The 13,954-nt window shown below is 42.1% G+C and carries 11 protein-coding genes; 6 read left to right on the forward strand and 5 right to left on the reverse strand.

Features of this window, described 5'->3' with window-relative positions; translation table 11 throughout:
* Positions 1-41 precede the first annotated feature (41 nt).
* A complete protein-coding gene (locus RMZ95_RS10695; protein WP_409882381.1) occupies positions 42-626 on the reverse strand; it encodes a PEP-CTERM sorting domain-containing protein in 585 nt (194 codons plus the stop codon).
* A 512-nt stretch (positions 627-1,138) separates the two neighbouring features.
* Here RMZ95_RS10695 and glyS point away from each other — a divergent pair.
* Positions 1,139-3,289 carry a glycine--tRNA ligase subunit beta gene (glyS, locus tag RMZ95_RS10700; RefSeq protein ID WP_322684609.1) on the forward strand — a complete coding sequence of 717 codons (2,151 nt, stop codon included), beginning with the start codon at positions 1,139-1,141 and terminating at the stop codon, positions 3,287-3,289.
* An 82-nt stretch (positions 3,290-3,371) separates the two neighbouring features.
* On the forward strand, positions 3,372-4,931 hold the full coding sequence (murD, locus tag RMZ95_RS10705) for a UDP-N-acetylmuramoyl-L-alanine--D-glutamate ligase (protein WP_322684608.1): 1,560 nt from the start codon (positions 3,372-3,374) through the stop codon (positions 4,929-4,931).
* Positions 4,932-5,070: 139 nt separating this feature from the next.
* Here the strand turns inward: murD and RMZ95_RS10710 are convergent, their stop codons facing one another.
* The 4 genes from RMZ95_RS10710 to RMZ95_RS10725 form a co-directional block, all read right to left on the reverse strand.
* Complete coding sequence (locus tag RMZ95_RS10710) at positions 5,071-5,295, reverse strand: type II toxin-antitoxin system HicB family antitoxin (RefSeq protein ID WP_289796608.1); 225 nt, start codon at positions 5,293-5,295, stop codon at positions 5,071-5,073.
* Between the two features lie 11 nt (positions 5,296-5,306).
* Positions 5,307-5,516, reverse strand: coding sequence for a type II toxin-antitoxin system HicA family toxin (locus tag RMZ95_RS10715; protein ID WP_409882439.1), 210 nt, complete (start codon positions 5,514-5,516; stop codon positions 5,307-5,309).
* A gap of 109 nt (positions 5,517-5,625) precedes the next feature.
* On the reverse strand, positions 5,626-6,234 hold the full coding sequence (locus tag RMZ95_RS10720; protein ID WP_322674968.1) for a hypothetical protein: 609 nt from the start codon (positions 6,232-6,234) through the stop codon (positions 5,626-5,628).
* Between the two features lie 177 nt (positions 6,235-6,411).
* Positions 6,412-6,999: a thylakoid membrane photosystem I accumulation factor gene (locus RMZ95_RS10725; RefSeq protein WP_322684607.1), complete on the reverse strand. Its 588-nt coding sequence runs from the start codon at positions 6,997-6,999 to the stop codon at positions 6,412-6,414.
* Positions 7,000-7,286: 287 nt separating this feature from the next.
* On the opposite strand from RMZ95_RS10725, the gene RMZ95_RS10730 reads away from it, so the two are divergent.
* The 4 genes from RMZ95_RS10730 (at position 7,287) to RMZ95_RS10745 (ending at position 13,941) form a co-directional block, all read left to right on the forward strand.
* Positions 7,287-8,624 (forward strand): Mur ligase family protein, encoded by a 1,338-nt coding sequence (locus RMZ95_RS10730; RefSeq protein ID WP_322684606.1) that lies wholly within the window; start codon positions 7,287-7,289, stop codon positions 8,622-8,624.
* 93 nt (positions 8,625-8,717) lie between these two features.
* On the forward strand, positions 8,718-9,536 hold the full coding sequence (locus tag RMZ95_RS10735; protein WP_322684605.1) for a type 1 glutamine amidotransferase: 819 nt from the start codon (positions 8,718-8,720) through the stop codon (positions 9,534-9,536).
* Between the two features lie 85 nt (positions 9,537-9,621).
* Entirely contained in the window at positions 9,622-10,245 is a 624-nt protein-coding gene (locus RMZ95_RS10740; protein ID WP_322684604.1) for a Uma2 family endonuclease, read from the forward strand.
* 648 nt (positions 10,246-10,893) lie between these two features.
* Positions 10,894-13,941, forward strand: a complete 3,048-nt coding sequence (locus RMZ95_RS10745; RefSeq protein WP_409882384.1) for a COR domain-containing protein — start codon at positions 10,894-10,896, stop codon at positions 13,939-13,941.
* Positions 13,942-13,954 lie beyond the last annotated feature (13 nt).

The following is a 13,954-nucleotide window of genomic DNA, read 5'->3' on the forward strand; positions in this document are numbered from 1 at the left end:
TTCAGTAAATTTGGCAAGCTCTGACTAGAAAGCCCTAATTTCTAGTAAAAGGCTTGCTTTTTCTTTAGAGTTGAAGCTATACCCAAACCAGCAAATGCTAGCAAACCCAACAAAGAAGCAGGCTCTGGAACTTTGGATACTTGAATAAAGCCAGAATTTTGATCTAGTATTGTTGACGTTCCTTGTTGATCGACATCCTGACGTAATTGCAAAGAGTCGCCAACCGTTCCTTGAAAGAAATATTCTCCAATTACACCCGTTCCTCCGGCGACATCAAAGGGGCCAAATAATGTCTGAGTGGAAGTATTAAAATTGAAAGCGAAGAAATTAGATTCTGATACTCCACCACTAACGGTATTATAGGTTCCCAGAAGATTTTTAGATGGGTCTAAGAAGGAGACATTCAAGGATTGTAAAAAGTTGGTGGCTCCACTACCAAGTTCTGAAATGATTGTTGGTGCTGTAGTTTCGTCGTAGCTAAATGAACCTGTTGCTGAGTAACCAGCATTACCTTGCCAATTAAAGTTTAATTCAATAGCTTGGACTGGGTTGTTAGCACTAGTAGCGATCGCAACACTGGTTGCTGCGATCGCAGTAATTTGGGCGAGAATATTTTTCATGGTCATAACTCCAAAATTGATTCTCATGATGCATATATCAATGCATCAATCAAGACTAAGCTTACGATAGAAATATATATCCGTAAATACCGCATAAAATACGGTATGTAATGTAATGAATCTATGAAGAGAAGCACTTGTTTTATAAAGTTTTGCATAAAATGTTAAGTCTGTAGTGATGTCTGACAACAAACTCTTCTGCGTCTACGCTCCTTTGTATGCAATCTACCCTGGCTTAACTTCCATTCCTCATTTATCGAAATTAAAGGGTTTGAAATCCCTGCGTTTTTACGTAGCCCACTTAGTCTGGGGGATCTTCTAACAGTAAGGGTTAAAATCCTCGTCTATTTGCATAGCGTGCCGCAGACAAAATATCTTTAATGTTGGTTGAATTTAGAATTGTTAACTATGGGGTTTTCCCTTTATTCTCTTCGAGGACCGATTCAGCTAAAAATCACGAGCGATCGCCTGAGAATAACTGATAAAGTTGAGCTACGCAAAGTTGAAAACAGTGTTATATGCCTGGGTTTCTATTAGAAGTTGGTACAGAAGAACTACCTGCAAGTTTTCTCAGTGATGCTTTAGTGCAATGGCAGGAACGCATTCCCCAAAGCCTGGAAGCAAACAGCCTCAAGGGCGATGTCCAGGTGTACGGTACTCCCCGGCGGCTGGCGGTATTGATTACAGGTCTACCATCGCAGCAACCAGACCGAGAAGAAGAAATTAAAGGGCCCCCCGCCCAAGCCGCCTTTAAAGATGGTCAGCCGACAGCAGCAGCAGCAGGCTTTGCCAAAAAGCAAGGTGTGGAACTGGATGCGCTGTCAGTTCGCCCCACTGACAAAGGGGAATTTGTATTTGTGCAAAAAAGAATTCCCGGTCGTCCTGTGGCGGAAATTTTGACAGAACTTGTTCCCCAGTGGATTTGGGGTTTGGAAGGTAAGCGGTTGATGCGTTGGGGAAATGGGGATGCCAGGTTTTCCCGACCGATTCGTTGGTTGGTAGCTTTGTTAAATGAGACGGTATTGCCTTTAGAATTAGTGAATGGTTCTAAAACGATCCAGAGCGATCGCATTTCTCAAGGTCATCGGGTTTTGCATCCCGAACCTGTGACAATTGCCCAGGCTACTGATTATGTTACCGCCCTCAAGTCTGCATTTGTCACCGTTGACCCAGAAGAACGGGTAAATCTGATTAAAGAGCAAGTAAATGCAGTCGCAGAGAATTTAGGCGGGTATACAGTAATTTACCCCGATTTGTTAGCGGAAGTAACCAACCTTGTAGAATATCCTTCCGCAGTTGTTGGTAAATTTGAACCAGAATTTTTGGAATTACCAACTGAGGTAATTACTGAAGTCATGGTTACTCATCAACGTTATTTTCCTGTATTCAAACCAGGGAGTTTTGAGCAAGAATTATTGCCCAACTTCATCACCATTTCTAACGCCGATCCCAAAAAATCAGATATTGTTGCCGTCGGAAATCAAAGGGTAATTCGTGCCAGATTAGCTGATGGGAGATTTTTCTACGAAGCTGATTTAACTAAACCATTAGATAGCTTTTTACCGCAATTGGAAAAAGTCACCTTCCAAGAAGAATTGGGTTCGGTGCGTGCCAAGGTAGATAGAATAGTTAAAATCGCCGAGCAAATTAGCAACCAATTAGAATTAGCGGAAAGTCAAAGCCAAAGAATCCAACGTGCTGCTTTATTATGTAAAGCAGATTTAGTCACTCAAATGGTGTATGAATTCCCCGAATTGCAAGGCATTATGGGAGAAAAATATGCCTTAGCCAGTGATGAAGATGCCGAAGTAGCAAAGGCAATTTATCAACATTATTTGCCAAAGGGAGCAGGTGATGTCTTACCAGAAACACTCACGGGTAAAATTGTTGGTTTGGCAGATAGATTAGATACTTTAGTGAGTATCTTTGGATTAGGTTTAATTCCTTCCGGTTCATCCGATCCCTTTGCCTTACGCCGTGCGGCTAATGCTGTAGTGAAAATTGCTTGGTTTGATAATTTACCGATAAATTTAGATAATTTATTGGCACAAATAGCCACGGACTTTGCAGCAAAATATCATAAAGACCAGGCATTATTAACCACAGCATTACAAGAGTTTTTCTTGCAACGCATCCGCACTTTATTACAAGAAAAAAAACAGATTGATTACGACTTAGTAAATGCAGTTTTGGGAGAAAATGACCCAGAATACACAGAACGGACGTTAAAAGATTTATTGGATGTCCGCGATCGCGCCTTGTACTTACAACAAATCCGCAACGACAGTACCTTAGATAACATCTACGAAACCGTTAACCGTTCCACACGATTAGCCGCTCAAGGTGATTTGGATACAAAACAGCTAGAACCGACAACCGTAGTTCGTCAAGAATTATTCCAAAAGCCCTCTGAAGACGCTTTGTATAATGCACTAATCGAATCAGTACCACAAACTCAAGCAGCACAGCAGACACGAAATTATCAACTATTAGTAGCAGCACTCACAAAAATTGCTCCGGCAGTTAGTAACTTCTTTGATGGGCCAGATAGCGTTTTAGTTATGGACTCCGATCCAGAAATCAAGCGTAATCGGTTACATCTGCTCGGATTAGTTCGCAATCATGCCCGTGTTTTAGCTGACTTCGGTGCGATCGTCAAAAATCTGTAGCGTAGGTCAACAAAAACTTGTGTAATTTTTGCCAAGAAAGGCTACTATAGGGAGTGCTTAACCAGGGACTCTGCTGCAATCTATGTCCAAAGCTCATGTTATTGGATTGGGAAAGTCCGGTGTTGCTGCGGCGAGATTGTTGAAACGGGAAGGTTGGGAGGTAGAGCTGAGCGATCGCAACACCTCCGAAACCCTCCTAGAACAACAACAAGAACTCGCTGCCGAGCAAATAACCGTTAAACTAGGACAATCCCTAGAATTGAATGGTGCTAATTTACCGCAATTAATAGTCGTTAGTCCTGGCGTGCCTTGGGATATTCCCGTATTAGTTGAGGCACGCCAATTAGGTATTGAAACCATTGGCGAAATGGAACTCGCATGGCGAAATTTACAATCGCTACCTTGGGTAGGAATTACTGGCACTAATGGCAAAACTACTACCACAGCTTTAATTGCTGCCATTTTCCAAGCAGCAGAATTAAATGCACCCGCCTGCGGTAATATTGGCTACGCCGCTTGTGAAGTTGCCCTATCTCAGGGAGCAGGGAGCAGGCTTGCCGTGAGCGTAGCCGAACGGGAGCAGGGAGCAGGGGAAGCAGCGGAGGCATTTGATAATTCCTCACTCTTCACTCCTAACTCCTCACTCCTAACTCCTCACTCTTCACTCGATTGGGTGATTGCGGAAGTTAGCAGCTATCAAATAGAATCTTCGAGTTCTCTTGCTCCCCGGATCGGTGTTTGGACGACTTTTACACCGGATCATCTTAGTCGCCATAAGACTTTAGAGAACTATTACAACATCAAAGCCAAGCTATTGCGTCAGTCCGAGTTGCAAGTGTTCAATGGCGATGATGCGTACTTGAGCCAGTTAGGTTTAAGTGCTTGGCCTGATGCCTATTGGACAAGTGTCAGAGGAAAAGATTTTCTGATTAGCGAAAAAGGCTTTTACATCGAAGACGGCTGGGTTGTGGAAAAATTGACTGCAACCTCTGCACCAGAACCGATTGTGAAAGTATCTAGTTTGCGAATGGTGGGAGAACATAACCAGCAAAATCTGTTGATGGCAGTAGCAACAGCAAGATTAGCGGGAATTAATCGTGATGCGATCGCGCGTGCAGTTCGGGAATTTCCTGGTGTTGCCCATCGTTTGGAGCATATCTGCACATGGGAAGGTATTGATTTCATTAACGACAGCAAAGCTACTAATTACGATGCGGCTGAAGTAGGTTTAGCATCTGTTAACAGTCCAGCGATTTTAATTGCTGGTGGAGAAGCTAAAGCAGGTGATGATACTGCTTGGTTAGCACAAATTCAAACCAAAGCTGCTGCTGTGTTATTGATTGGTTCGGCTGCACCCGCATTTGCCAAACGTCTCCGAGAGGTGGGGTATCATAACTACCATATTGTAGAAACTATGGAAAGGGCAATTCCCAAGTCGGCAGAATTAGCCAAGCAGTATCAAGCGCCTGTGGTGTTGCTATCTCCGGCTTGTGCGAGTTTCGACCAGTACCCGAATTTTGAGGTGCGGGGCGATCGCTTCCGTCATCTATGCCTTGCTTGGGCAGGTGGTTGGAAACCCGCTAGAGTAGAACTTCCAGAACTTGAAAACTCTAGTCAAGAGTCCATAGTTCAAGGTCGATAAGCATTGTTTGTTTACAAGTTCGTAGTAAGGACTTTAGTCCTTGTTTTCTAAGCACTAAAGTCCTTACTACAAACTCTCAAAACTAATTTGACAAAATATTAGAAAGATTATTTGGTACTAATTTAGTAGTTTTCTATAATTAGATTTTGCTATAGTTTGCAACTTCAACCTCATGAGCGATGCTTGTAGGTTTAGGAATAGGTAAACCATCTTCTAGCATCCCTTCAATATGAAATTCAATAGCTTCTGCAATCATCTGCTTGACTTCTTCTAAAGTTTCACCCACAGCGACACAACCTGGTAAATCAGGGACATAAGCAGAGTAATTACCTTCAGCCTTTTCAATCACCACTACATACTGCATTGCGGTTCTCCTTATAACTGTGCTTGCCTCCAAATACTACTGAGAGTACCAGGGGCTAAGTCGTCAGACAATTTACCTGGAACTGTAACCACACCGGGTTTATCAGGATGTTTGAACTGTCGATGACTACCTTTAGTTCTATCAAGATACCAACCATCAGCTTCCAGTCGCTTGATTACATTACGTACTTTCTTGTTACTACTTATCTGTACAGGTAAAATTTCTGTTACAGATAGAGTGCCTTATTGAGAAAGCAAAGTAAACACAATTATGTCGCAATTCTGTCCGTCATTTTGTCATGGGTTTTAGTATTCCTACCCAACACATCAATCAACCAATAGGGCGATTTCCGGGATTGACTGCATGAATATATTCACTACCCGATCGCGGTCTTCCTCGTTTATAATAAGCTTCTTCTGGTTTACCCCATCCTAGCTGCAAAATCATTTCCAAAAAGCTAGAATTTTCCCACTTACATAAACTTGCCCACTCTGTTCTCTGAACAATTCTCTCTACATCAGAGGTGACAATTTGTTGGTATTGTTTACTATTATTGAAACTCAAATATAAATCCATCCCCATAGAGACTTCATACCAAAATTCTACGATGGAATTTTTAGCGGCTTTTAATATCTCTAAGTCACCATTGAGGGCAATTAACTCACTATCTATTTCGGGATAATGCAAGTTTTTTCCTTTAACTGTCATTTCCCGCCAAATAATACCAGAAACTCGATTTTCTCTCTGATAGTCGTGAATTGCAGTTTTGAAATCTTGATAGGCAGTAAACTGTTGCAACCCATCAGTTCTGATAAACTGGTCAATTACAGGATTGCCAGAGACTTTTATTTCTAACTTTAAGCGTTTTCCTTTCAGGCAAGCTTGGCGTTCGGCTGCCAAAATTTGAATTAGTTCCTGAGTGGTGTAAACCTTTGACATCAGAATACACTCTATTTAGTCATTGGTCATTGGTCATTAGTCATTAGTCATTAGTCAGTTGTTACGGACTTATAGACTATAGATTAACTTTCTAATCATTATGCTTTGACATCGGCGGCAATGTAGTAACAGATATAACTAAAAATTAGGGCAGACCAATTTGGTCTACCCCATAGGTTACTTAGCTAACTCACTACTAAACTCGTTAAAAGCTCGCCGCTTTAGCTGTGCTGTTTCAGTGCGTGGTAATAAATCAAAGATTTTACGAAATTCATCGTCTATATCTTCAAAAGGTACTTGACCCTTTTTATTCAAAACTACTTCACCTGACTTATTTAACACCACTACTTGAGGAACGCTTCCAGCATAGTAATATCCTGGTTCAGTTGGGTCGTAGGTCTCTTTCTGCGGGATAGTATCTACATTAATCGGCATAATCTCTGCTACCCGACCGTAGAATTCCTGTACCCGTGAAATGGAAATGGCATATCTTTTGGAATCGCTACTATCATCCAGATAAAAAGCCAAAAATACGGGTTTATGTTCCGCTAAAGTCTGTGCTAGTGTCTGTCTGGGAGGAACCAATGAACCATTGCCAGCATAAACGACAAAGATGTTGCCATCATATAAATCATTATTCAGACCAGCAGATGCAGGTTGCATACTTATAATGAAAAGACTTACAAGCAACAACAGGCATTTGGACAACCACCTTTGCCAGCCAGTAATTTGTTTATGTAAAAAAAGAAACTTTGTGCTATTCATCAAAAGGAACCTTGCAAGCTACTACTTGTTGTGAGTTTGTGCTGAATTTGACCAACTGGGCTGGATATGTAATTACGCCCACGCACTATTTTTTAAGATAACGCCTACTGAGATTATCTCTCGCAAGTGGCTGGTATCGCTACGCAGAAATCAAAACAGAGGTAAAGTAGCGCAACAATCCAAAATCTAAAATTGCGAATACTGGCTTTTTTAGCCAGGATTCGCTAAACTCACAAGATTAAATTTGCACTTTTAATTAACAACCGCCAGAAGACTAGGGTACAGATGTGGGAAACAAAATACAATTCATAGATAGACTGCGATTGGGTTTCGCGGTGTCAGTGGCAAAGAGTGTGACCTTTATAGTGCGATCGCTTCGTGTGGGTGCTGCTAGTGTATTACCAGGCTCGATTGCTCGTCGCATTGAACCCCGACTCTTACAATTATTGAGTCAGCAAGTTAAAAACGGAGTGATTTTAATTGCTGGTACTAACGGCAAAACCACTACAGCGTTGCTTTTATGCACAATCCTAGAACGCAAAGGTTTTCGTGTCACTCATAATTCTACAGGTGCAAATCTAGAAAATGGCCTGATGACGGCGCTGTTAGAAAGCACCAACTTACTAGGTACGCTAAATACTGATTACGCCATTTTAGAAGTTGACGAAAATATTGTACCGAAGGTATTAGCGCCACTCCAGCCGCGAATCATTCTCTGTTTAAACTTGTTCCGCGACCAACTCGATCGGTACGGCGAAGTAGATACAATTAGTAAGCGTTGGACAAAAGTTATTTCTACCCTACCACCAGAAACAGTGGTAATTCCCAATGCTGATGACCCAACTTTATCTAATCTCGGTCAACAGCTACCTCAAAAGGTGTTATTCTTTGGCTTGAATGAACCAGAACATTATCTAGAAGCTATTCCTCACGCTGTTGATTCTATTTATTGTCCAAAATGTGGACATTCCCTAGATTACAAGGGTGTTTATTTGTCTCATTTGGGAGATTTTACTTGTCCTAAGTGTGGTTTTAGTAAAAGTAAACCGACTCTCGAAAGTAGTGAATGGTCGCAAATTCTAGTTGGTTTATACAATAAATATAATACTTTGGCGGCTGCAACTGCGGCTATTGAGTTGGGAGTTGATGAAGCAACAATCAGAGATACTATTAACAACTTCCAAGCTGCTTTTGGTCGGGCTGAAGATTTAGTAATTAACGGTAAACGAGTGCGAATATTGTTATCAAAAAATCCTGTGGGAACGAATGAAACCATTCGCGTAGTTACTCAAAGCACAGATAAAACCACACTGCTGGTATTGAACGATCGCACGCCCGATGGCACTGATGTATCCTGGATTTGGGACGTGGATACCGAGAAACTAGTCGAACGCGGCGGGACTTTAGTAGTGAGTGGCGATCGCGTCTACGATATGGCACTACGTCTACGTTACAGCCAAAAGTCCCCTGAGAGTAACTTAAATTTAATAGTGGAAGAAGATTTGCGACAAGCGATCGCTACTGCATTAGAGCATACAGCAGAGAATGAAACTCTGCATATTCTGCCCACCTATTCAGCCATGCTAGAAGTGCGAGAAGTTTTGACTGGTCGTAAAATTCTTTAAATTGGTCATTGGATAAGAGTTTTTTCCTATGCCCAATGCCCAATACTTCGACTTCGCTCAGTACAAGTGCCCCATGCCCCATTCCCAAAATTTATGAGTTCTCAAAATTTGGAATTAACAATTGGTTGGCTTTATCCGACGCTGATGAGTACTTATGGCGATCGCGGTAATGTAATTACTATAGAACGTCGCGCCGAGTGGCGGGGATACGATGTTAAAGTGTTACCCCTGGATCAAAATTCCACAGCCGCAGATATTAAAACTGTAGATGTAATCGTGGGTGGTGGCGCACAAGATCGTCAGCAAGAAATAGTCATGCGTGATTTGCAGGGTGCGAAAGCTGATGCAATGCGCGAAAAAATTGAAAATGGTACACCAGGAGTATTTACTTGTGGTTCACCCCAATTACTGGGACATTATTATGAACCAGGCTTGGGACAACGAATTGATGGTTTGGGAATACTCGATTTAGTTTCTGTGCATCCTGGTGAAAATACTAAGCGCTGTATTGGTAACTTGGTAATTGAAGTGACAGCCTCACGTCTAGCGCGAGATTTAAAAGAGATGACAGGTAGCACACCATATTTGGTAGGCTTTGAAAATCACGGCGGACGCACCAAACTGGGGAAAGTGGAAGCATTGGGGCGCGTGGTGTACGGTTTGGGAAATAATGGTGAAGATGGGACAGAAGGAGCATTTTATCAGAATGCGATCGCTACTTATTCTCACGGCCCTTTGTTACCGAAAAATCCTTTTGTTGCAGATTGGTTAATTCAAACAGCGCTGCGGCTAAAGTATCAGCAGGAAATTACCTTAGAACCTTTTGACGATAGTCTCGCTATACAAGCACGAGAAGCAATGTTTAAGCGATTGAAAGTGAGTTTACCAAGTGCTGCGGCGGCGAAAGTTTAACTTCAGTTCGCTGATTAAGCCTCTCTCCGTGTCGGGGAGAGGTTTGGAGAGGGGTCAAATTTGACATCAAGCAAAAGGGCAAAGTATGACTCAAGCCTTAACCAAACAAGTAACATTTGATGAATTTATCGCCTGGTATCCCGAATCTTCAGACAGGCGTTATGAACTACATGATGGGATAATTGTTGAAATGCCTAAGCCAAGAGGGAAGCACTCAGAGATAGCTGGGTTTATAAATGGTTCTTTGTTTATTGAAATCGCCCGTTTGTCAATCCCTTGGTTTATCCCTAAAGAATGTGTCATCAAGTCACTTAATACTGATTCCGGTTATGAACCAGATGTCATTGTTCTTGATAGACAAGCTCTCAGCAATGAACCACGCTGGAAAAAAGAATCTATTATTACGCGGGGTAGTTCAGTCAAATTAGTTGTAGAAGTTGTTTCAACCAACTGGAGCGATGATTATGCTTTGAAGCTAGAAGATTACGAGTCTTTGGGTATTCCTGAATATTGGATTGTAGATTATCTAGGTTTAGGTGGTAGGCGGTTTATTGGCAATCCTAAACAACCAACTATCTCGATTTACCAACTAATTGAAGGTGAGTATCAGGTTAGACAATTTAGGGGAAATGACCATATTCAGTCGCCAGCGTTCCCAGAGTTGAATTTAACTGCTGAACAGATTTTTCGGGCTGGAGAAGTCGCGTAAACAAGGGCTAAAAAAGTAAAAGAGTATCAAAGACTCATCGGCGAGTATAAAAGACTCGTCTGCGAGTATCAAAGACTCATCGGCGAGTATAAAAGACTCGTCCGCGAGTATCAAAGACTCATCGGCGAGTATCAAAGACTCATTCACAAGTACCAAAGACTCATCGGCGAGTATAAAAGACTCGTCCGCGAGTATCAAAGACTCATCGGCGAGTATCAAAGACTCATCGGCGAGTATTAAAGACTCATTAACGAAATTCATAGCCCCATTAATGAGTATTAAAGACTCGTTTACAAGCAAATCTGAGCCATTGGTAATGATAAATTCTTTTTAGATTCCGTAAAAATCATTAGCGCTCATGTAGTGCTACACAGGATAGTAGGTTGCTTTGATATCTTGCAGCATTCTCAATTAGCACCCGCGATCGCCTGAAACTCGAACTTCTAAGAACCAATAGCCAAAGCCACTCAAATGGACTAAAACCTAAGTCTGGAAAGAATTTAGTCCTCTTAAGAGGACTTTCGCTATCAGCTATAGGTTTCTAACCTGTGGCGTTTGTTAGGATTAGTGCAAAATATTAGTGGTTGCGAGATTGTCCAGCGAATCAGGGGTATTACATATAATTTTCGTTGACAGGTGAACCTCAGTATGGAAAATACGCCTCAACGTTACCTTGAAAAAATCCGAGAAGCGAAAGAGAAACAGCTTAAAGAATTAGATTTAAGCAATGATTGGCATACTGATAACAAGGAAAAATTAACAGAGATTCCTGCTGAGGTGTTTCAACTGGAATGGTTGGAGGTTTTGAATTTAAGCGGCAACCAATTAAGGACACTGCCAGAAGCGATCGCCCGCCTGCAACAACTCACTTCCCTGGATTTAAGCGGCAACCAATTAAGGACACTGCCAGAAGCGATCGCACGCCTGCAACAACTCACTTCCCTGGATTTAAAGGGCAACCAATTAAGGACACTGCCAGAAGTGATCGCCCGCCTGCAACAACTCACTTCCCTGGATTTAAGCGTCAACGAATTAAGGACACTGCCAGAAGCGATCGCCCGCCTGCAACAACTCACTTCCCTGAATTTAAGGGGCAACCAATTAACGACATTGCCAGAAGTGATCGCCCGCCTGCAACAACTCACTTCCCTGGATTTAAACGGCAACCGATTAAGGACACTGCCAGAAGCGATCACCCGCCTGCAACAACTCACTTCTCTGAATTTAAGCGTCAACGAATTAAGGACACTGCCAGAAGCGCTCACCCGCCTGCAACAACTCACTTCCCTATATTTAATCCACAACCGATTAAGGACACTGCCAGAAGCGATCGCCCGCCTGCAACAACTCACTTCCCTGAATTTAAGCTTCAACCAATTAACGACGCTACCAGAAGCGATCGCCAGTCTCCAACAACTCACCACCCTGAATTTAAGCCACAACCCATTAATGACACTGCCAGAAGCGATCGCCAGTCTCCAACAACTCACTACCCTGGATTTAAGCTATAACCAATTAACGACACTGCCAGAAGCGATCGTCAGTCACCAACAACTCACCACCCTGAATTTAAGCTACAACAAATTAACGACACTGCCAGAAGCGATCGCCAGTCTGCAACAACTCACCACCCTGAATTTATGGGACAATCCTATCGAAAAGCCACCGCCAGAAGTTGTTGAAAAAGGTATTAAGGCCATTAAGGATTATCTTCGACAAATACAAGTAGAAGGTACAGATTATCTGTACGAGGCAAAGTTACTAATTGTTGGTGAAGGAGGAGCAGGGAAGACAACACTGGCGAAAAAGATTAAAGACCAAAATTATCAACTTCGAGAGGAAGACTCTACGAAGGGAATTGAGGTGATCCTGTGGGGTTTCCCAATGGAAAATGGGCGAGAATTTCAAGTCAATATTTGGGACTTTGGGGGGCAAGAGATTTACCATGCTACTCACCAATTTTTCCTCACCAAGCGTTCTCTCTATACTTTGGTGGCAGATACCCGCAAGGAAGACACGGATTTTTATTACTGGCTGAATGTTGTAGAACTCTTGAGCGATAACAGTCCGCTGCTAATCATCAAAAATGAGAAGCAAAACCGCTACAGAGAGATTAATGAACTCCAGTTACGGGGACAGTTTACTAATTTAAAAGAGACTTTAGCAACAAACCTTGCTACCAACAGAGATTTAGAACAAGTTTTAGATAAAATCAAGCATTATATTAAAAACCTACCCCATATTGGCAGTCCCCTCCCAAAAACCTGGGTTAAAGTCCGGGAAGCTTTGGAGAGTGACGCACGCAATTACATCAGCTTGGATGATTACCTGAAAATCTGCCAACAAAATGGGTTCACCCAAAGAAATGACAAGTTGCAACTAAGTGGCTATCTACACGATTTGGGAGTATGCTTGCACTTCCAGGAAGACGCACTTTTGAACAAGACTGTTATCCTCAAACCCAAGTGGGGAACTGATGCAGTCTACAAAGTGCTGGATAATGAAAAAGTGATTCGCAACCTGGGCAGTTTTACCCGATCTGACTTGGCAAACATCTGGTACGAAGACGAATACACCACGATGCATGATGAACTCTTGCGCCTGATGATCAACTTCAACCTGTGCTACGAAATTCCTAGAAGCCAAGGAAAGTATATTGCTCCACAACTGCTATCTGCAAATCAACTCTCATATAACTGGGATAAAACCAACAACCTGATTCTGCGTTACACCTACGAGTTCATGCCCAAGGGGATCATCAGCCAGTTCATCGTCGCCATCCATGAGTTGATAAATGAACAACAATGTGTTTGGAAAAGCGGTGTTGTTCTTAGCAAAGACCAGACAAAGGCAGAGGTGATTGAATATTACGGCAAGCGAGAGATTAAAATTCGAGTCTCAGGTCGTCACAAAAGAGATTTTATGACCATAGTTACACATGAACTCGATAAAATTCATGATTCGTATAAGCGACTGAAGTACAACAAGTTAATTCCCTGTAATTGTGTCACTTGTAAAGATAGCCAAGAGCCACACTTTTACTCTTTTGAGATATTGCGACAGTTTGTAGCCGATAAGCAACAAGGCATTCAATGTCAAAAAAGCTATCAAATGGTTGATGTCTTGGGCTTAATTGATGATGTGATGGATAGAAGGGAGTTACTGAAAGCAGAACAGCAGAAGAGTGATGATTTTCTGCCTAATCCCTCTGAAACAAGAAGGGAAAATGTCGTTGTAACAATTAATAATGTGATTCAGCCATCAAAGCAAGAGAATAATTTTATGACAGAACCATCTAAATCAGAAGCAAATTCTCAACCAGAAGTGCATAAACCATCCTCGCAAATTTCACCTGCTGAACGTGGAATAGCACTTGCTATGGCTCTGGCGGTCTTAATAGTCTTTATTGTTCTTGTACTCTACCCACGAGCAATGCAAGGTAGCACTCTAGCAATAATTAGATTTTTAGCAGCCACATTTGCTGGGATATCAGGTTATTTATTGACGGGTAGTCTTGGTTTAGAAGCACACATACCTTTGAGTAAAACGAATATTAAAGCTACAGGGGCATTTGCAGCGTTTGTCCTTGTATTACTTCTATTCTTTTATGGAGTCCCAGCATCCGAAAATTCAGATAAACCCAAGCCTATTTCAGATGCGAACACAACCATAACGGCGATCGCTAGTATAAATTAACATAGCGATCGCA

It is taken from the genome of Nostoc sp. DedQUE07 (assembly GCF_034530975.2).
GTDB lineage: Bacteria > Cyanobacteriota > Cyanobacteriia > Cyanobacteriales > Nostocaceae > Nostoc.